The sequence below is a fragment of the Lederbergia citri genome (assembly GCF_018343625.1).
GTDB lineage: Bacteria > Bacillota > Bacilli > Bacillales > Bacillaceae_C > Lederbergia > Lederbergia citri.
Genome location: NZ_JAGYPG010000002.1, coordinates 1,265,491 through 1,286,141, shown reverse-complemented (window position 1 = coordinate 1,286,141; position 20,651 = coordinate 1,265,491). Strand labels below are relative to the sequence as shown.

Here is a 20,651-nt window from a genome sequence, read left to right as displayed (position 1 = left end):
GAGGTGGAGTGCTGTTGTTAGGAATTGGTGTGCTATCGCGCGAATAATTTAAGCAATCGCCCAAAAGAATTACTCGTTTTTTCAGTAAGACTGTCTGTGGAGAAAAGAATAGCTGCATCAACATAAGAGATCTTGTCATAAGGAAAAAAGAAGATATAAGACGCTAAATTATCGCATTTTGATACGGTATGGTAATCCGTACTAAAAATAAAGGTGTTATTACGAATAAAACTAGCATTAAGGTCTTTTCCCCAATGCTAGTTTTTCTCTTTTTTATATAAAGTCATTTTAATAAAAGCATACAAAAACTCTTCCGCTAAATATGCTTCCTAACTCTTAAAAGAATACTACCAAGTTCATTTAAAGCAATCGCTGCTAAAATAATAGCCGTTCCTAACCACTGAAGCGACGTTACCGTTTCTGACAAAATAAGGCTGGCTGATAGGATAGCGATCGGTAATTCAATGGATGTTAATATATTGGCGATTCCACCTGAAACCAGTGGTGCACCGACTGCGAAAAATAGTGGGGGAAGGACTGCTCCAAATAGCGAAACCCCTACGGCAGTCGTTAATAAGTTTGCCTCCAATGGCAGTACAGATGGAATGTCACGCATGAATAGGACAAGTACTAAGATGGTTGACCCAGTTGCCATTATAGAAGTCCGAGTCCATGGGTCTACATTGACAGCGACCTTTCCGCTGAAAAAAATAAATCCTGCATAAGTAAACGCAGAGAGAATACCAAAAAGGAAACCTTTAAAGGGTAGCCCCTGTATGTCGCCATTTAATATATTGGAAGCAAAAAAGACCCCGATCAATATTAAAATGATAGACAATATGGTTACAGGGGCAGGTTTTATTTTGCTGAAAATCCATTCCAACAGAATTCCTATCCAAACAAATTGAAACATTAAAATGATGGCCAATGAGGCCGGCAGATATTGCATCGCACCATAATAAAAAATACTCGTTAATCCGATAAAACAACCGGTTATCATCATTTGAGGAACATTCTTCTTGGTAAGTCCTTTGAAACTGGAGCGTTTAAGTAGAGTGAAAGACCATAATAAAAATGAGGAAATAATCATCTGAACGATATTAATTTGGCCGAGTGAGTAGCCGTAGCTAAACCCCAATTTAGCAAATATCGGTGTAAAACCAAAACATCCAGCACCTAATAATACAAATAAGATACCTTTGTTTACTTTCATTATGAAACCTCCATGAAGCTCAAAACTACCAAACTATTATATCATAAATTGAAAAATGGCTTATATGGAATAAAAAGGATATATCGTAAGGCATACTAAGCACAATCTTTATTATATAAAGTTAAACTTATTAGGAGGTCTTTCAATGGAAGCAGGCTATAAAGGTACAAATAAGATGATTATAGGGATTGTGTTTGGTGTTATTACATTTTGGCTGTTTGCCCAGGCGATGGTTAACGTTGTCCCAGCTGTTCAAAAGGACTTAGGCATTTCGTTAGGGCCAATAAATGTTGCAATTAGTTTGACTGCGTTATTTTCGGGGATGTTTATTGTAGCTGCCGGTGGAATCGCCGATAAGATAGGACGTAAGAAAATTACCAATCTGGGTTTAGTGTTAAGTATTATCGGATCTCTTTGTCTCGTTCTTGCAACCGGGTCTGTATTGTTAATCATTGGTCGTGTTATTCAAGGCCTTTCAGCTGCATGTATTATGCCGGCAACAATTGCCTTAATAAAGGAGTATTTTGAAGGTGCAGAGCGGCAGCGAGCCTTAAGTTATTGGTCTATCGGTTCGTGGGGCGGTTCAGGTGTCTGTTCTTTCGCAGGCGGTGCTATAGCCACTTATATGGGATGGAAATGGATATTCATTTTTTCTATTATTTTTGCTCTATTGGCCTTGTGGCTTATCAAGGATACACCAGAAAGTAAAGCAGCGCAGTCAGGTGCCTTCAAGTTTGATTTTGGTGGGCTGACTATTTTCGCCATTACCATGCTCGCCTTAAACCTTGTAATTACGCGCGGAAAAGATTTTGGCTGGACAAGCCTATTAACTTTAGGTCTTGCTGCACTTACCATAATTGGCTTACTGGTTTTCATTAAAGTGGAAAAAAATAGAGAACATGCACTGATTGATTTCTCATTGTTTAAAAACAAGCCTTATACAGGTGCAACTGTTTCCAATTTTTTATTAAATGCCATTGCCGGAACGCTTGTCGTTGCGAATACGTATGTTCAGGTTGGCAGAGGGTTTACCTCTTTTCAGTCTGGAATGCTCTCAATAGGTTATTTAGTTGCTGTATTAGCAATGATTCGTGTTGGAGAAAAGATTCTGCAAAAAGCTGGGGCTAAATCTCCAATGATTTGGGGTGCAATCATAACAACCGTTGGAGTAGGACTCATGGGCTTGACCTTTTTACCAGACTTATCTTATACAGTTGTTGTATTTATTGGATTCGCCTTATTCGGGCTTGGTCTTGGAATTTATGCAACACCTTCAACAGACACAGCTGTAACAAATGCACCTTCAAATAAAGTCGGGGAAGCATCCGGAGTTTATAAAATGGCAAGTTCTCTCGGCGGTTCGTTTGGGGTTGCTATTTCTGCCGCTGTTTATGGTGCGATTGCAGCTGCGGGGAATATTGATGTAGCCGCAACCGCAGGAATTATTGCAAATGTAGTTTTCGGTATCCTTTCATTATTGTCCATTATGACTATGGTCCCGGGGAACGCCGGAAAGAAAGGAACAAAAAGAACGTCACCCGCGCCAACACCTGTCTCAGAATAAGAAAGTGGAACGTGCCGCAACAAGGACAATTGAGATTTTAGGAGGTATTAATATGAAGCAACAACTAATGGAAATGTTGGAAAATCGTAAAGATGAAATAATTCAAATTCGCCGTCATTTACATGAGAATCCTGAGTTATCTTTTAAAGAAGAAAAAACAGCACAATATATTTTAGATTTTTACAAAGACAAGGATGTTGAAATTCAGTCCAATGTTGGGAATGGTTTTGGGATTATCGTAACAATTAAGGGAGGAAAGCCAGGGAAAACGATTGCTCTTCGTGCCGATTTTGACGCCCTTCCAATCTTGGAGGAAACGGGACTTCCCTTCAAATCAAAGAATGAGGGCGTCATGCATGCATGTGGACATGATGGACATACGGCTTACTTACTGATTCTAGCTGATTGCCTTATTCAATTAAAAGATGAAATACCTGGTAACATCAAAATCATTCACCAGCATGCAGAAGAAGTACCACCTGGCGGAGCAAAAAGCATTGTAGACTCCGGGGTACTTGATGATGTTGAAAATATTTTTGGAATTCATTTACTCCCTATGAATCCAGCCGGTGTGGTTGGGTATCATAAAGGTTATTCGATGGCTGGCAGATCCTATCTAAAGGTAGGAATTCAGGGTGTTGGCGGACATGGTTCCTCACCTGATAAGGCAAACGATGCCATTGTTGCTGGTGCTTATTTTGTCACGGCTGTCCAAACCATTATTAGCCGCCGCTTGAATCCATTTGATATGGGTGTAATCACTATTGGCTCTTTTGATGGAAAGGGAACTTTTAATGTTATTATGGATCGTGTGGAACTTGAAGGGGATATCCGATATATGTCAGAAGAAACAAAGGAGATTATTGGGAAGGAACTACACCGTATTGCAGGCGGGATTGAAGCTGAGTTTGGTGTTCAATGTGATTTGACATTCGCCCCTGATTACCCACCACTATATAATAACCCGGAAATGACGGACTTAGTAAGGACGAGTCTTGAAGGTGCGAATGACCCGGATATCAAAGAAGTTATCGAGTATCCGATGATGTCCCCTTCTGATGATATTGCATATTATTTAGAGAAAATCCCTGGCTGCTATTTCTATATTGGCTGTACTCCAAAAGGTGTGGAAAAACCATATTTCAATCATAATCCAAAATTTGATATCGATGAAGATGCCCTGATTGTAGCTGCTAAATCAGTAGGTTATGTAGTTTGTGGGTACTTTGGACTAGAGTAACTCCTCACGATGAAGAAATTACATTGAATAAATTACTTAAGATTTGCAAAGTTTAACTAATGTGATTTATTCAAAACTAAAACAAAGTTTCTTGGAGGAATTATTTTGAAAAATATACTCATTACAAAAATAGCAGCGGTTCTTGCGTTATCTTTCTTTATCGGCGCGGTCACACATAATCATCAAGTTTTTGCTCAACAGCAAGAACTAAGTTATGAAAAATGGGGAAGAGTTGCAATAGAAAAATTAAAAGAAAGATACCCTAACGAAGAAATAAGTGATTATCTATTCGCGGGAAGTAAAAAAATTTCGGAAAAAGAAGTTGTAGACACATTCCTTTTTGTTGTTATAAAGAATGGTAAAGAGGTTGAGGTTAGGGTGAAAATATCTTATAATCCCAAAACCAATCAAGTTATCTCCTCAAATATCCAAGAAATTTCGTAAGCATGAATAAAGCAGGCTCGATAATTCAAGGATTTTTCCGGTAGTATCCGAAGTATTCATCTCTAGAGTTGGTGTATAGATGAATAACTGTTGAGTATTCCTATTCAATACATAGAAACGATAGCAGTATCCTTATTACCCTACTGGCACTATACTGGTAGGGCTTTTTTTATAGCAACGAACCTCTCGCCTCCCTATTCTTCAAATTCCTCACATAGTTCCCTAGCTGTTTATCATTTAAGCAGGTCTTCATTGCCGTATCATAGGTAGATAAAATTATTACCTCTATGTGAATGAAGGACCTATAAAAAACAATCAAATTATTAAGCTGATTCACTATCAATATTGATATAATAATAGGGTGTCCTTAGTCGTGAAAACGACAAATTGGATTCTCTTTTTTATTTTTGCTTCAAACCAGAACAAAGACCCTAAACAGCTAAGGAGTTGCACATTCATATGAACAAGAAGGATATTGCCAACATTCGTAAACAGTTCAAGCTAGATAATGATTTATTAAAAATCACCCATATCTTTAATGTCTATATAAGAAAAGAAAGTAGCGATATTTATCATCAGGAGAGCAATCCTTTTTCCATGTTGGATCGGGAACAGCAGGAGCTATTCATGATCAATTTTAAAAAAGTGCTCACCGGTGCATTGGATATAAAGTTATTTGAAGTAAAGTTTCAAGAACAGGCGGAGGATCATTCTCGGTTTATTCTCCATGAAGGTTTGCAAGCGGAGGATGTTGACGATTGGAAGGAGCAAATGCTTCTGATTGTTGAAAAGATGTTCAAGGATGTTCAGTATGAGAAGGATATGGTCGTCACGTTCATCCGCGGGGAATATTTTAAGCCGACGAAAAGGAACAGTGAGGAAGCGGAAGTAAGTGATCGGGATGAAGTGTATACACATCCTTTTATTCTCTGCAGCATTAACCAGACGGAACAGCCGAAAAGGTCGTTGGTGTTTGATTATATCGAGAAGGAATTTAAGTCCAGCGTTGTGGTTGATTCAGTTATCAATCTCAGAACTCCAGTAGGTGGATTTTTGTACCCATGTTTCACTGACAACGCGGCCGATGTAAACCGTGTTCTTTATTCGTCAGGGAAAGCAAATCAGCCTAATTATCACTTTATCGAGAATGTCTTGAATGGCGAAGAAATCATGACGGCTTCAGAAGATAAGGCGGTTTTTGAAGAAATTGTAAAACAAATCGTTGGAGACCAGGTTGATACTCATACTCTTGCCAATGTATATGAGGAAATCAATCGCATGATGGATAAGGATGAAGATGAAGAAGAAGAGGAAGACACCCCAACATTGGATTACAAAGACGTAGAACGTGTGCTGAAGGTGAGCGGAGTGGAAGACTTCGATACAGATAAAGTTGAAATGGCGTTCAAAACAGTCATCGATGACGAGAAGTATGAGCTAAAAGCAAGCAGTATTGTGCCAAAATATACGTCGAAATCAATCAAAATTAGTACGAAGGTAGCCAATATTTCGATTAGCCCCAAAGACTTGAGATATGTTAGGCAGGTCCATTTTAACGGGAAACGTTGTTTATTGATTGAGGTGGATGAAGATACTGAGATTGAAGGGTTTACGTTGATTGAGGAAGCGTTATTGAGCTAATAGATTATAGGACTTTAGCAAAGGCTTGGTATCTAGTGAACCTTTGGACTAAAATATAAAACCCGATTTTGATCAGAACCCTATCACAACACAGATTTGACATAAAAGGAGTTTATTCAATAATGACAGAAAAAGAAAAGGCAAAAGCAGGATTGCTTTATAATAATAATCACGATCCGCAACTCATAAAAGAAAGAACCGAGTGTAAAAAGATTTGTAGAAAATATAATCTTTTAGAAATTGACGACTTTGAAGGCAGGGAAGCTACCATTAGAGAGCTGTTTTCTAAGATTGGAAAAGACTTTGTTATTGAACAGCCGATGTATTGTGACTATGGATATAATATTGAAATAGGTGATCATTTTTTTTCCAATCATAATTTAGTTATTCTTGATGAGGCTAAAGTAACGATAGGTGATTATGTGTTTATTGGACCAGATTGCGGAATATATACTGCAGGCCATCCATTAGACGTTGAACAGAGAAATGAAGGACTTGAGTATGCTTATCCAATTACAATTGGTCATAATGTGTGGCTTGGTGGCGGCGTAAAAATTATGCCAGGAGTGGCAATCGGAGACAACACTGTTATTGCTTCAGGAAGTATCGTTACAAAAAGTATACCTAGTAATGTACTTGCAGGAGGAGTTCCTTGTAAAGTAATCAGAGAAATAACGGAAGCAGATAAAGAAAAATACAAATAAATTATGAGTATAATCCCCACTACTGTCGGTACAGGATAAAATAAGAGAAACTTCAGGAGATGCGAGAGACCGCCCGAAGTTTCTCTTTATCTTCTTTTATAATAAAATTCCTGCCATTTGGCGTTTCATTCATAATAAATGCGACGCCACTCTTCATTTCCGTTTCGATACGATTCTCCCCATTATCAAAAGTCCCGCGAATTATGACCCGTCGATGTGAATCATAGTGAGAAAATTTTGTTTCGTATAGGATAATGAATAATTATTTTATACAATAAATAAAAAAAAGAGCAGTTAACACTATACAGAACAGGGCAATCTCTGCTCACTCAGAAATATTTACTTACAAAAGGGATTTTGATTCGGGTTATAGATAAGGAGAGGGAGCAAGATGAACAAATTTACATTTTGGGGAGTGGCAGTGCTAATTGGATTGGTAATTGGTGCAGGAATTTGGTTTGCTATAAAGGTGAGTAAATCCGAAGAATTTGTGTACAGTGAAAATGGGAAATTGTATTGGCTAGAACTTAAGAGTCGAACAGGGAATGTAAAAGGTATATTTCATCAACAGGAACTCATAGATGAAATCGGGAATGTCCCTTTTATTGAAGAAAAAGAGTTTTCCATTACTGGTGAAACGACCGAAAAAGGATTTAAATTTAGCGTTGATGATGGTGGGGAAATCAAAAAGTTTTCCGCCAGGTTTTCTGAGAAAAATCTTGTCGTACAAGAGCAAGGTGAAAGTGATGTAAAACTATTCCAATCCGTGACAGATCAAAGTCTTGAGCAACATAAAAAAGAATTACAACAAGAGTTGCAAATAGCGATTTATCACTCGGAAGAAAAGTTAAATAATTTCTTGAGAACCTTTTTTTCCGAACTGAGAAGTGTCTATGGATATCTTTATTCCACGGAAAACGGAAAGTATCAATTGTTTCTGAAAATCGATGAAGCTCTTCTCGAAGGTGAACTGTCAGGTTCTCTTCTTATGATGGTTGATACTGGGAATGAAAAAATTCCGTATGAAGAAGACACGTATGAGTTGAACGGTATTACAGACGGACATATGTTGAAACTATACACCACTGTAGACGGGAAGAAAATTAAGCTGGAAGGAAATTTTCACGAGGATGTTAGTAGCTTCGATCTGTCGTTTTGGGCAACCAACCAAAAACTGACGTATCACGCAGTCACAAAAGAAGAGTTTGAAAAGAGTTACGATGATTTCAAAAAGAAGGTACAAAATAGGTAAAATAGAAACAAAAGATTAAATTGAGGCTGATATAAATAGGTGGGAAAAAACCGAATACCTATGAAAAAGTAATTGGGAATCTAATCCGGTTCAAAATGACATGTAATTTTAAGCCGGATTTTTTTGTATAGAATCAATAGTGAAGTATGTATTCAAGGATCGCATTAAAAAAACCTCGCTTCAATAATGAAACGAGGTCTACTATAGTTTCGTGAAGAAAACTTGGTCCTGGGTAAAAATGGATCAATATTATCACTAATAGTTTTAAAACTTATTTTTTAGAAGGATGCGTATTTGTAATATTCGGAAGCCCTGAAATATAACCTACATCCCCTGATTTATTGACGCCAATTTCTCGGTCAATTGTTTCAATTAACTTGGCTTTGTCAACAGCTTTAATGCTTTTTCCTTCTAGTTCATCTCCAGGATGCTGATAGTTACTCATAAGATAAGAGAATCCGTTGCGATCATCAGCTGCCATTAATCCTGTTGCTTCTGCACCTGCAGGAACTGATAGAATGCGGGAAAGCTTTTTTGTCTCCGGATCATACGCCCAAACATAGTTGTTCGTATGCATGCCACTGTCTTCGCCAATAAAGAGAGTTTTTAGCGCATCTGAGTAAGATAAGTTATCAGGATTTGCTACTTTCTCAGGATGAGCAGTGTTCCCATATTCGTCAGCGCTTGTCATATCTTCACCAACGACTAATCCCTTCATAGAGGCTGCTACATAGCTACTGTTAATTTTATTTCCATTCCGATCTGTTTGGTTAGCTTGTAAATTTAATTCATACGTAACACCAGATTTAATTTTTGGGAGGCGGATGTCATCCTGTGGATCACTGGGATTTACTTCCATTCCTTTGCTTTGATCAGAAATGGCCATATAAGCCTTTTTATCTGCAGTATTCAGTGCAAGACCTTCCATTTTATTAAACTCACTTGTTGCGCCAAGTGTGGCTGCATAGCGGCGAGATTCTAAGAAGGCTGCAGCTTTTTCCATGCCCGGTTTTACTTTCAAGTATTCAACTTTTTGTTGGTTAGCGTATGTTTTGATTGCTGTAAATCCTGCCTTTGGTTCTGTTGATGTTTCGAATATGTCGCTGAATGTAATGCCGCTTTCAATATATTTTTCTATTTCTTTATCTGTTGCATGACCTAGCTTAATCCATGAAAGATCTCCAGAACCGCCATTTTCTGTTCCAGTTTGATGGAATTTAGCCGCATATAAAGTTCCGCTTGATAGATCCTTCGCTTTATCAGCTATATACATAAACATCATCGTATAGGAGCCATCATCTCCGAAATAGGCTGTTTTGCTATCAGGCATCATCTTCATTAATTCTTTCGAGAAGCGCCCTGTGCTGTAATGTTTCACAGCCTTTGCTTTGCCATTTGGATGAACGATTACTTCAGGTACGAATCCATACCAATATGGATTAGCCATCTCGGCACCTTTTTCCCCAAAGTAATAGTTTGCGAATGATTTTACGTTAGTAGAATCCTTGTCTGTTCCTAGTTCCTGTTCAAAGATACGTGCATCTGGTTCATACTCTTCAGATCCAAGATGAGTGTTCCATGGAGAGAGTGAGCCATTACATGGAATCCAAAGCCCTTTTGTTTCCGAGAAATCAATTTTCTCCACACCAGCAACTGTGAGCTTACCGGTTTTCTTATCCTGCTGTAATGTTGATAAGGTCATTGAGGCAGGTACTCTTCCATAAGCGCTTGAACCAGAATTGTCTACAGTTTGATACTCATAATGAGAAACTAAATGAAGCTTGCCACTATTACCATTTAGAGGCTCTAACAGGCTATTAGAATCGGGAGCATCTGAAATAAATGGTACTGGATCATTCGGAACACTGTGGTCTATTATTGGATTGCCTTTTGCGTCAATAGGTGTACCAGCCGGAATTTGTTTTCCATTTTTACTAAAAGTATCTGTTGATTTAAAAAGCTTTTCGTATCGGAGTGGGAAAGTTTTCTTTGTGCCATCACTATACTTTACATCGATTGTCGCATTTGAATAGGCTTTGGACATTTCCTCAACTGTTTTCGGTGCATCCATGCCATTAAATGAGACTGCTTGTACCTCAGCTTGTTTCGGAGCAGCCTGTATGGCAGCGGCTGATGGAAAAAGTAGTGAAGCAGTCAGTGTTAAAGCAATATGCTTTTTCATTTCTTCTCAACCTCCATAAAATGATTTGTACAAGGCAATCATAAACGAGGAATATGAGGTTATTGTTAATGAAATATTAAGAGTTTGTTAGACTTTACTACAGTCTTGTAAATCTGTGTATTTCACCCCGGGTACTTTTTACTAATAAATGAAATAGAGCTGTTTGCTGAGATGGAATTGAGTGAGCATTATTCAAAATATGGCTGGAAGTATCGAGTTATGGGTTATACGTAGTGGGCCTGTAACGACCTAGTCAGTGCTTCCACAAGTGTAAAGTCTATTCATCTATGTGGATAAACACGACGATGAGAGCAGAACATTAGAAAGGAAATAGAAAAATCATTTAATTGGTATAAAAATGTCATCGCATCAAATGGGGAAAATTTATAGAGCGGGTATTTTGGAGACGTTGTAAAAGTTCTCCAAAATAAAAATAGCACTGCTTTTGGGGTTGTGCTTTTTAATTTTATATTGATTTCATAGTTTTGTTATTGCTCAACATTAAAGCCAGAAAAGTTTTTAAGAAATAAAAAGGCCGGTTCTAGAACTTCCTAAATAGGACGTTCTAGAACCGGTCATATTAATAAACCACAACGGGGTCATACGTATTGAGATTATCATACACTTGTTTCATGATGCTTGGAGGCGTATTGACACAGCCGGCCGAGCCATTCCTAAGATAGGCATTACTAGCCCAGTTTGAACGCCAGCTAGCATCGTGAAATCCTTGGCCATCGTTTGTGAATGGAGCCCAGTAATTAACCTTTGCGGTGTAATTGGGATTTCCTACTGCACTACCTTTAAGTGTGTACGGTGAGCTTTTAAAAAGGATATACCAAACTCCAGGATGAGTACCTTCTCCAGTGCTTTGTTTGCCGGTTACTACATGAGTTGTAACGACCAATTTTCCATTTTTATAGATCCATGCACGCTGTTCGGCAATGGATACCTCCGCATATGTGCCGCCAATACCATTATTCGTTGTTGCTTCATAGCCAATGCCCTCATTCGTCCAGCCATGGCCGTAAATATTAGAAGCAGAGAGCGATTTTTCCCCATTTTCAAATGCTGCTTGGATGAGCTCTGCTTCCTTATCAGCATCTAATGCCCAGCCATAGCCTTGGGCTTTTACTTGAATGACTTTTCCTGAATGGGTCTTAAAGTCAATGGTTTTATTTAATGTGGATTGAGCATTATTAATCTCATTTATTTTGTTCTGAATATCACTTCCGGTGATTGTTACCGCATCATCTTTTGAAATAAAGGCATCTGTAATTAATTCACTAGCTTTTAACGTATATACTTTGTCCTGTACTTTATAATCAACTGTCCTTTCAAGGAATGCATGATACTTTTGTTCCTCTTCTTTAATAATCGGATTATCCGCTTCAATTGGTTCTAAGTATGCAGGGTTTAGATGGATATCGCTCGAATAATTCTGTTTTGTAAAATCTTTTAATAAAGCGGCAATATCATATTGTTCTCCACCTTCACTATTAGAGATGACAACTTTTCCACCTTCCAATTTAACCACTGCATTTTGCGGAGCTTTTAAATTCTCGTTCATGGATAGAAGATTTTCTTCTAACTGTGTTTTCATTGTTTCGTTACGAAACTCATCCTTCTTTATAGGTAATACCCAATAATTTTTCGACTCTGAGGAAGGAAGAAACGTCCACTGTTTTTTCAGCAATTTTTTAATCTCGGAAACATCTTGTTCCGAAAATGCCATTTGGGTATCTTTTTCATCTAAAATAAGTTCTTCTCCAACATAGACTCTATTTTTTAATTCAGTTCCCTTTAATTTATCTATTGCCTTATCAGCAGTTAGTCCACCGACTGATACGTCATTAATTGTAATGTTCGAATTGAATCGTGTTGCCTGATAAAAGCTAAGTCCTGCAAGCATTATTGCAATCACCAAAATGCTAACTCCAATTATCGTGAGATAGCGATTAGTACGTGGTTTGACTCGATTACGCCGTCCAATCTCTACAACTGGTTGATTTAATGCACTCATAAACTTCCCTCCGTTACTTGGTAACCCAGCATTTTATATGTGTGGAATTCACCGAAGACTATTGATTATTTATCTTACTTTTATATTACTATTATATTACTATTATATTACAACACTTTTGGTGTGGAATTTGTCATAATTTGAAATAAATTTTTAAAATAATTTTATAGTTGAGGTAAGTGGGGTTGAGCCATTTATTAGTTATGTAATTCATCTGTTTGAATCTCATAAATTGATGGGAGGAATTTTTTTATGAATACAAAACTAATAATTGTAGAAGGTTTATCTGGATAAGGTAAACAAGTTGTTTCTAAAAGGGAATTTTTAATAAAAGATGAATTCGAAAATCAATAGTAGGGATTTTAAAGAAGTATTTATTGATAGGGCTATTAAAAGAGGAAAAAAATATTTGTTAACGAATAAGGACCCAAATTTTCAGATCGGTTATTAAATGCTACTTCTAAAAATGATGTATATGAAATAACACTTAAAAAAATATTGAATTAACTTCTGGAAAATGGTCAGAAATTGCTGAAAAATCAATAAAGAAAATAAAACTTATATTTTTTTATGTTGTTTCTTATAAAATCCATATAGAATACGGAAAGAAGGATGCTTAAAGATGGACTACGAGATTATAAAAGCCAGTTTGGATTATCAAGAAACACTAAAGAACTTATTACAATTGTATATTTATGACTTTACAGAGTTCATTGATGCGCATGTTGAGGAAAACGGAAGATTTAGTGAATATCCTTTGAGTGACTATTGGGCGGGAGATCATCATTTTCCATACTTAGTTAAGTTGAATGGATATTACGCAGGCTTTGCCTTAGTTAAATGGATCGAAACCGAAACAAAACCACATTTTTCAATTGTTGAGTTTTTTATTATGAAAAAATATCGAAGAGCTAGTTTAGGTAAATTAATCGCTAAAGATATATTTCGATTACATAGAGGGAATTGGGAAGTTTTCCAAATTGAAAAAAATAAACCTGCACAATCATTCTGGAGAAGCGTCATAAATGAATACACAAGTGGCCAGTTTATTGAGCATGTAGTGGAAGGAAAAGGAATAACACAAGAGTTTGTTAGTTAAAGCATTGGGAAATCAATGAAAAATGAGGGGTAAATCAAATTCCAAGTAATAGCACAGTCAAAATTTTATGGAAGAGGAGTTAATAAATTTACATTCATAATTTTGAATATTAATATAATGAAAAAGAAAAAGTCGTCGGGAGGTTCATCATGTTTCGCTTAGAGAATGTGAAATATAAACAGATTTTACATATAGATCATGCAGCCATTCCAGAAAGAAAAACTACTTGTATCATTGGTAAAAGTGGGAGTGGCAAGACGACCTTTATTAAGCTATTAAACGGACTCATTAGCCCAGATGCTGGAGAGGTCTACTATAAAGGCAAAGCTCTATCACAATTGGATTTAATTAAACATCGTCGCCGCGTTATCATGTTGCAGCAAACCCCATCCATTTATGACGGAACGATAAAAGATAATTTACAGATAGGTAGGAGTTTTTCTAATTTAGATGAGGCTACGGATACTGAAATGAAAAAGGCGCTAGACTGCGTAAATTTACATAAAGAATTGAAGTCAACCGCGAATGAACTGTCTGGTGGCGAAAAGCAAAGGTTAGCGTTGGCTCGGATTCTATTATTAAAGCCGGAAGTGGTCATCATGGACGAGCCGACTTCAGCTTTAGATGAAGAAACTGCCCATGAAATGATGCAAAAGATTCTCCAAATAGGTAAGGATAAAGGCCAAACTATGATTATGGTTACCCATTCAAAAGAAGTAGTGGAAGCATTTGCTGAGTCTGTAATCGAAATTGATGCAGGGCGAGTGAGGTGAAGGACCAATGAAATCTGGAGTCATTGACATAGAATGGTGGAGGCTGGCGGCTGCGTACTTATTTATCGTTATTTTAGTAGGCATCGTCAAATGGAGGAGGATCAATCGGGAAAAGGAAATTGTTATTGCAACGTTCCGGATGTCGATTCAACTCGTCCTAGTGGGGTTTATTCTAGAATATGTATTTAAGAATGCACACCCACTTTATACGATTGGGATTTTGGCGATCATGATTAGTTTTTCCATCTATACAATATTAAAGCGGTTAAAACATGATTTGAACAAGCAAATGAAGCAATTAATTGGTGTATCACTCATTGTAGGTGTTTTATTCAGTATCGCGTATTTTATTTTAGTAGTCGTTGGTCTTAAGCCTTGGTATTTACCGACATACGTAATACCGATTGCCGGCATGATTGTTGGAAATTCCATGACAGGTATTACCCTTGGAGTGAATACATATATGAATGAAATGAAGTCTCAGAGGAATCTTGTTGAGGGAGCGCTCATGCTTGGGGCTACGCCTAAAGAAGCGACAAGACAAATTGCCAACCGCGCTTTTGATGCTGCTATGATGCCCACCATAAATAATATGGTAGGAATGGGAATCATTTTTTTACCTGGCATGATGACTGGACAAATTTTAGGCGGTGCTTCGCCACTTGTTTCCATTGAATATCAAATTGCCATCATGCTTGGTATTGCCGGAGCCGTTTCCTTATCCGTTATTTTGTTTGTTTTGTTCGGTTATAAAACATTTTTTAATAAACGAGGGCAATTAAAGGAAGTTCGTTAAGAAAAGCGGATATCTCTAATAAGTACCTTTTTGCCATGGTACATTAGGCTTTAAGGGACAATCGGAACAGTCTTTATTACCATTCTGTATTAATCGTGTTTCTAACCGCCTTTCGTTTGAAGATAAAAATTAATTTTAGAATTTGATGTAAAATAATGTAAGAGCGTCTTTATTAATTGAATCGTGAAATTCATGAAATCGATTTAGATGTACTATTAGGAAGTAAGACTGATACTTTTAACTCCCCTGATTTTATATTTTTACTCGATTGGTGATTTCGGAATTGAATATCAGGAGGAGTACATGTGAAAGAGAAAGCATTAGGGGAAAGAAGATATGATATTGACTGGCTTAGGAATCTAGGAATCTTATTGTTATTCCCGTTTCATTCAGCCAGAGTTTTTGATTATTGGGATCCGTTTTATGTAAAAAATGAGAGTTTAAGTTGGGGACTAAGCTGGTTTATTGCCACGACAAGTTGGTTTATGCCCCTGTTATTTTGGCTAGCTGGATCAGCTAGTTGGTATGCTTTACAAAAACGCTCTAGTTCCCAATATTTAAAAGAACGTTATGATCGTTTATTTATTCCACTCATTTTCGGTGTTCTAGTCATTGTTCCGCCACAAGGATATTTTGCATTATTGCATCATACAGGTGAGGCTGGGAACTACTTCTCATTCTTGAAAGGATTTTTTATAGATTTCAGTGATTTATCTGGTTACTTTGGAACGTTTACACCTGCACACCTTTGGTTTATTCTCTATTTATTTGTTTTGTCCATTGTGGCATTACCTATATTTACTAGTTACATGCGTTTAAATACAGTTAAAATAGATAAATTTAATCAGATTTTTAGTAAGCCGTTAATTTTCATTTCTTTTTTCATTGTCTTACTTATAACACAAGCACTACCTGCTCCAGGTGGCCAAAATCCATTTTATTTTCTTGTCATTTTTATTATGGGTTTTATTACTGCTAGTGACTCTAGGTATCAAGAAATGTTTAATCGTATACGATTTAAAGCTTTATTATTAATATTCATTTTGGTACCTGGTCATTTCTTTCTTATGAATGTCATTCAAGATGTTCCAAAATTCTCAGCCATGGATATATTTTTGACCTTATTAAGAACCATGAATGTTTGGTTGACCTTAATTGTGATTTTGGGTTATGGCAATAAATTTTTGAACTTTCCTCATAAAACTATTACATATATGAACGAAGCGGCTTTTCCAATCTATATCATTCATCAAAGTATTTTAGTAGTCGTAGGATATTATATTGTAAAGCTGAACCTGGGTATTTTCCCGAAATTCTTAATGATTATGTCCCTGACACTGGTATCTTCATTTTTACTGTATGAATTTGTAATCAAACGAATTGTCGTTGCAAGAGTGTTTTTTGGACTAAAAGTACATAAGAAGCAAAGATAAAAATAAAATCCAAAGAACTGAGCCTCCTAAATTATGCTCAGTTCTTTTTTGTTTAGGTCTATTACCTGACAGGATCATAGTTTTCAATTTTTAGATCACGACGGACTCAATCGGGCCAGATTATTGAAGAAGGATATTAGCTATTTTTAACGAATTCTGAATTACAAACAAACTTTATCAAGAGTGGTGAGATAATATAGAAAATAAAACAAATTTCTTTTTGGATAATAGAACGGAAAAATGTATAGTTAACAAGCTTCGGAGCGCCGGTTGTGTTTTCGCAGAAGATGAGGCCCGCATACTTATCTCAGAAGCACTTACTCTAGAGGTTCTTATGAAAATGGTGGAAATGCGAGTCGACGGTTTACCACTTGAATACGTGGTGGGCTGGACGGAGTTCTGTGGTCTACGAATTGAAGTGGGTCGAGGCGTTTTTGTACCGCGTAAACGTACCGAGTTTCTTGTTCATCAGGCGGAAGCCCTGTTACGCTTTAGAGATATCGTTGTTGACCTATGTTGCGGGTCAGGTGTTGTGGGTGCAGCACTCGCAGCAGCTTTGGTAAGAGTTGAATTGTATTCTGCTGACATTGATCCTGTCGCAGTAAAATGTGCTAGCCGCAATGTAATGGATTTCGGTGGCCAAGTTTTTGAAGGTGACTTGTATAAAGCTCTACCCCACAAACTTAAAGGCAATGTAAACATCCTGGTTGCGAACGTACCTTACGTTCCTACCGAGTTAATAAAGTTTCTCCCCCAGGAGGCACGCCTACATGAACCAAAGGTGACGCTTGATGGAGGTGAGGATGGCCTTAACATTTTGCGAAGAGTGGCAGAAGAAGCATTACTCTGGTTAGCTCCCGATGGACATCTTTTGATAGAGACGAGCGAAATTCAGGCATCCAAGGCCTTTGAAATCTTTGTTGGCGCTGGGCTTACCACGAAAGTGGCTAGAGACGAGGAACTGGACGCTACTGTCATTATCGGATCAAATAGAGTAAATAAGTATACTCAATTAAAGGGAGTAAAAACTAAGTATTTTAATTAGTACAATTTGTTAAGTTGAGTTTTAATAAATCAACTAACATTAGGTATGTAAAATAATTTACTTAGATTATTGGGTGCATTTGTTTTACAAGAGAAAGTAGTTAAGATCCTCAACAATCGGGCCAGTTTGTGGAATATGGTGGGTCAAACCAGATGCGGAGTTCTTCATTAAAGATATTGTATTCATAATAATTAATAGATTGACCTAAAAGAAGATGCTAAAAATAGAGCATGCTTATAAAATAGTCCTGTTATCCACATTCTTATACTAGGAATTTCCATTCTTACTATAAATGCCATAAGCAATAATTCCAAATAAATAGCCTATTGCAGCACCTATACTAACTGTAAATACTTGAAAGCTTGGCTTGAAAAACATGCCAAAAATTACACCGATAGCGCAACCAAAAATCATTCCCAGTGGTATAAAACTATCTACGAAATTTTTAGCGTTACTTGACTTTTTCATACCTAATCGGCCTTTCTAAGTTCCTTTATTATTATAATAAAGTATTATCATTAGCATTTCTAATCATTTAGTAGTTTTGTAGGCCAGCCTTATCTTAGTAAATGAAACTATTCAAGATTAACGAGCCAGTAATGGAGCTTTATTTTGATAAAGCCCTATTCTTGAAAAACACTTAGAAGATAAATTATAAAATAGTAAAGTTTATGAAGGAATGTACTTAAAGAGACGGGATTATTAATGAAGGATAACAGCCATCTTGAGCGAATATATATCAATACCATACTATTATCTGCCAACTAGGAACCTCAAATGCAATTGGACGAGGAAAAACATACCATACGATGGTGTGGAATAATTTTCTAACGGAGGTTGAGTATGAATCAAAAACAAATCGAAACTGTTTCTCGTGTAGAGGGTCTGGCCCTTATTGTTGAGCGTGTGTATAATGTGCCTCAGCAATTAGTCTGGGATGCTTGGACACAGCCTGAACATGTTTCTCTCTGGTGGGGCTACGGGGGCGTACCGCTTTACGTTTGTGATGTGGATTTGCGTCAAGGTGGTTCCTACAGGTATGTGCAAAAAGGAGAAGATGGCACCGAATATCCGTTCATTGGAAATTACCGAGAGGTTGTCAGTCCTAAAAGGCTTGTCTATACTCAAATTTTTGACATCGAACCTTTTAATCAGCATGAGTCAGTGACGTACGATACGTTTGAAGAAATTGAAGGAGAGAAGACAAAACTGACGAGCAGAACGGAATTCAAATCGGCTGAAGCGCTCCAAGGGTCTTTAGATACAGGAATGGAACAAGGAGCAATCGATTCGATGGAACGGTTTGCTAAGCATCTTGAAAAGATGGAAAAGCTATAAGAATACATCATATTAGGATGATTCAATTGAATATAGAAAAAGCGTGTTTTGATCATCTTTTTCAAAACACGCTTTTTCTATTTGCCCTTTTATCAAGGAGTAAAGTTTATAAAACTTTACTCCAAGGCTACATCAGTAATTCCCGTTTAAGAATGTCACATCACTAAAATCCTATCCAGACGATCTGCAGCATCTTGTTTCATAAAAAGCAATTGGGATACTTCTTATTTAGTTTTTTTTATGAGATTATTGTTCATAAACCACAAGTGTGCTATTCTAATTTTAAGACCAATCGGTCCTTTTTAAGGAGGAGCCATAGCTATGCGAAAAGGAGCAAAAACTCGAGAATATATTATCATGCAAGCGGCTGAGCTATTTAATCAACAAGGATACGCAGGCTCTTCAATATCAGATATTATGCAAGTAACCGGTTTGCGGAAAGGGGGTATATACAATCATTTTGAAAGCAAGGATGAACTTGCACTTGAGGCTTTCGATTATGCTATCAGTCGGTTAAGTCGAAGATATGCGGAGGCAATAAAAGGGAAAACATCCGCAATTGATCAGTTAATCTCAATCGTCTCGATTTATCGCAATATTATTGAAGATCCACCACTAAAAGGTGGCTGTCCTTTGTTAAATACAGCGATTGAGAGCGACGATGCACATCCTGCCCTACGCGAAAGAGCCCGCCATGCAATGAATCAATTTTTGAAGTTTATCCGCATTGTAATCAACAGAGGTAAACGCGCAGGACAAATTCTTTCATCAGTCGATGCCGAATCCGTATCAATCTATATCGTCTCGACCATGGAAGGAGGAGTGATGATGAGTCAACTTTATCATGATAGCACCTATATGCAGCGCACGTTAGAAAACTTAACGAGTTATATAGAAAGTTTACGTACTTAGTATTTTTTTTATGAAAAAAACAGACCGAATGGTTTTAAAATAAAATGAAAAATGGAGGAAAACGATGATTATTTTTATAGGTATTTTCCTACTTCTGCTTGGAGGGATAGCGGTTGGGTTATGGGCAATGGTAGTGAAAAGTCAGACACCAAAGCGGATAGCGACGAATAAGACGCCGGACGTACCCTTTCGGGACATAGTGATTCCAAATGGAAATACAAAGCTGAGAGGATGGTTTATTCCAGCTTCATCTACGGAAAAACAAAGTCCTTTAATCATTCTCGTACATGGGTGGGGATCGGGTAAAACTCGAATGTTGCGCTATGTGAAGCCTTTATACGATGCAGGCTATGCAATACTTATGTTCGATGTCAGAAGCCACGGAGAAAGCGATGGCGACAAAGCTCCAACGGTTAAAACTTTCCATGATGATATAATCACAGCAGTGCAATATGCCCGTCAGATGAAGGATATTGATCCTAATCGGATTGTTCTGCTTGGACATTCATTCGGTGCTTTTGGCAGCATTATTGCAAATACGAAATCCCTCGGTATCCGAGCGTTAGTTACTGATTCAATGCCAACAAGATTCCGCACGATTATGGAGGCATCATTAAGTCATTATAAGTTGCCTTACTTTCCCCTTGGACCAATTATCTCAAAGATGATGTTCATTAGGGCAGGAATATCGAAAAAACAATTAAAAGAATTTCATGTCCTTGAGGCAATGGATCATCAGAAATCTCCTGTATTGATGATTCACTCCAAAAATGATAACTATGTGCCGCCAAAGGACCTGGCTTACTTACTTGATAATCACAAAGTGGATGGAACAAAGAAGTCATATTTATATGTTGAAAGCAAAGGACACCGCAGTTCCGAAACTGATCCTCAATTTTGGCCTAGTGTATTTGAATTTTTGGGGAGGCATGTAAATGTTAAAGAGAATTTAGTAACGAATCCAATTGATTGATGTCAGTTTTCTTATGTGTTAA

At 37.2% G+C, this 20,651-nt stretch carries 18 protein-coding genes and 1 pseudogene; 15 read left to right on the top strand and 4 right to left on the bottom strand.

Features of this window, described 5'->3' with window-relative positions; translation table 11 throughout:
• Positions 1 to 316 precede the first annotated feature (316 nt).
• Positions 317 to 1,213: an EamA family transporter gene (locus tag KHA97_RS14790; protein WP_213125470.1), complete on the bottom strand. Its 897-nt coding sequence runs from the start codon at positions 1,211 to 1,213 to the stop codon at positions 317 to 319.
• Between the two features lie 145 nt (positions 1,214 to 1,358).
• On the opposite strand from KHA97_RS14790, the gene KHA97_RS14785 reads away from it, so the two are divergent.
• The 6 genes from KHA97_RS14785 to KHA97_RS14760 all read left to right on the top strand — a co-directional run bounded on the left by KHA97_RS14785 (position 1,359) and on the right by KHA97_RS14760 (position 8,058).
• Positions 1,359 to 2,777: an MFS transporter gene (locus KHA97_RS14785; RefSeq protein ID WP_213125469.1), complete on the top strand. Its 1,419-nt coding sequence runs from the start codon at positions 1,359 to 1,361 to the stop codon at positions 2,775 to 2,777.
• Positions 2,778 to 2,829: 52 nt separating this feature from the next.
• On the top strand, positions 2,830 to 4,017 hold the full coding sequence (locus KHA97_RS14780; RefSeq protein WP_213125468.1) for an amidohydrolase: 1,188 nt from the start codon (positions 2,830 to 2,832) through the stop codon (positions 4,015 to 4,017).
• A gap of 105 nt (positions 4,018 to 4,122) precedes the next feature.
• Positions 4,123 to 4,461, top strand: a complete 339-nt coding sequence (locus tag KHA97_RS14775) for a DUF3889 domain-containing protein (RefSeq protein ID WP_213125467.1) — start codon at positions 4,123 to 4,125, stop codon at positions 4,459 to 4,461.
• A gap of 459 nt (positions 4,462 to 4,920) precedes the next feature.
• Positions 4,921 to 6,102, top strand: coding sequence for a DUF4317 domain-containing protein (locus tag KHA97_RS14770; protein ID WP_213125466.1), 1,182 nt, complete (start codon positions 4,921 to 4,923; stop codon positions 6,100 to 6,102).
• Positions 6,103 to 6,224: 122 nt separating this feature from the next.
• Complete coding sequence (locus KHA97_RS14765) at positions 6,225 to 6,806, top strand: sugar O-acetyltransferase (RefSeq protein WP_213125465.1); 582 nt, start codon at positions 6,225 to 6,227, stop codon at positions 6,804 to 6,806.
• Positions 6,807 to 7,197: 391 nt separating this feature from the next.
• Positions 7,198 to 8,058, top strand: a complete 861-nt coding sequence (locus tag KHA97_RS14760) for a hypothetical protein (RefSeq protein WP_213125464.1) — start codon at positions 7,198 to 7,200, stop codon at positions 8,056 to 8,058.
• 271 nt (positions 8,059 to 8,329) lie between these two features.
• Here KHA97_RS14760 and KHA97_RS14755 read toward each other — a convergent pair whose 3' ends face one another.
• Positions 8,330 to 10,240: a PhoX family protein gene (locus KHA97_RS14755; protein WP_213125463.1), complete on the bottom strand. Its 1,911-nt coding sequence runs from the start codon at positions 10,238 to 10,240 to the stop codon at positions 8,330 to 8,332.
• 280 nt (positions 10,241 to 10,520) lie between these two features.
• Between KHA97_RS14755 and KHA97_RS24650 the strand changes: the two are divergent.
• Positions 10,521 to 10,630: pseudogene (locus tag KHA97_RS24650) on the top strand (hypothetical protein); the annotation flags it as partial.
• A 190-nt stretch (positions 10,631 to 10,820) separates the two neighbouring features.
• On the opposite strand, the gene KHA97_RS14750 reads toward KHA97_RS24650, so the two are convergent.
• On the bottom strand, positions 10,821 to 12,260 hold the full coding sequence (locus tag KHA97_RS14750) for a L,D-transpeptidase (protein WP_213125462.1): 1,440 nt from the start codon (positions 12,258 to 12,260) through the stop codon (positions 10,821 to 10,823).
• A 622-nt stretch (positions 12,261 to 12,882) separates the two neighbouring features.
• On the opposite strand from KHA97_RS14750, the gene KHA97_RS14745 reads away from it, so the two are divergent.
• The 5 genes from KHA97_RS14745 (at position 12,883) to KHA97_RS14725 (ending at position 17,406) form a co-directional block, all read left to right on the top strand.
• Positions 12,883 to 13,359, top strand: a complete 477-nt coding sequence (locus KHA97_RS14745) for a GNAT family N-acetyltransferase (protein ID WP_213125461.1) — start codon at positions 12,883 to 12,885, stop codon at positions 13,357 to 13,359.
• Positions 13,360 to 13,508: 149 nt separating this feature from the next.
• A complete protein-coding gene (locus KHA97_RS14740) occupies positions 13,509 to 14,132 on the top strand; it encodes an ABC transporter ATP-binding protein (RefSeq protein ID WP_213125460.1) in 624 nt (207 codons plus the stop codon).
• 7 nt (positions 14,133 to 14,139) lie between these two features.
• On the top strand, positions 14,140 to 14,928 hold the full coding sequence (locus KHA97_RS14735; protein ID WP_213125459.1) for an ABC transporter permease: 789 nt from the start codon (positions 14,140 to 14,142) through the stop codon (positions 14,926 to 14,928).
• 305 nt (positions 14,929 to 15,233) lie between these two features.
• Positions 15,234 to 16,361, top strand: coding sequence for an acyltransferase family protein (locus KHA97_RS14730; RefSeq protein WP_213125458.1), 1,128 nt, complete (start codon positions 15,234 to 15,236; stop codon positions 16,359 to 16,361).
• A 220-nt stretch (positions 16,362 to 16,581) separates the two neighbouring features.
• Complete coding sequence (locus KHA97_RS14725) at positions 16,582 to 17,406, top strand: putative protein N(5)-glutamine methyltransferase (protein WP_213125457.1); 825 nt, start codon at positions 16,582 to 16,584, stop codon at positions 17,404 to 17,406.
• Positions 17,407 to 17,673: 267 nt separating this feature from the next.
• Here KHA97_RS14725 and KHA97_RS14720 read toward each other — a convergent pair whose 3' ends face one another.
• Complete coding sequence (locus KHA97_RS14720) at positions 17,674 to 17,874, bottom strand: hypothetical protein (protein ID WP_213125456.1); 201 nt, start codon at positions 17,872 to 17,874, stop codon at positions 17,674 to 17,676.
• A 375-nt stretch (positions 17,875 to 18,249) separates the two neighbouring features.
• Between KHA97_RS14720 and KHA97_RS14715 the strand changes: the two genes are divergently transcribed.
• The 3 genes from KHA97_RS14715 to KHA97_RS14705 all read left to right on the top strand — a co-directional run bounded on the left by KHA97_RS14715 (position 18,250) and on the right by KHA97_RS14705 (position 20,629).
• Positions 18,250 to 18,744 (top strand): SRPBCC domain-containing protein, encoded by a 495-nt coding sequence (locus KHA97_RS14715; protein ID WP_233713578.1) that lies wholly within the window; start codon positions 18,250 to 18,252, stop codon positions 18,742 to 18,744.
• A 321-nt stretch (positions 18,745 to 19,065) separates the two neighbouring features.
• Entirely contained in the window at positions 19,066 to 19,656 is a 591-nt protein-coding gene (locus tag KHA97_RS14710) for a TetR/AcrR family transcriptional regulator (protein ID WP_213125454.1), read from the top strand.
• A gap of 64 nt (positions 19,657 to 19,720) precedes the next feature.
• Positions 19,721 to 20,629 carry an alpha/beta hydrolase gene (locus tag KHA97_RS14705; protein WP_213125453.1) on the top strand — a complete coding sequence of 303 codons (909 nt, stop codon included), beginning with the start codon at positions 19,721 to 19,723 and terminating at the stop codon, positions 20,627 to 20,629.
• The last annotated feature ends 22 nt before the right edge of the window (positions 20,630 to 20,651 follow it).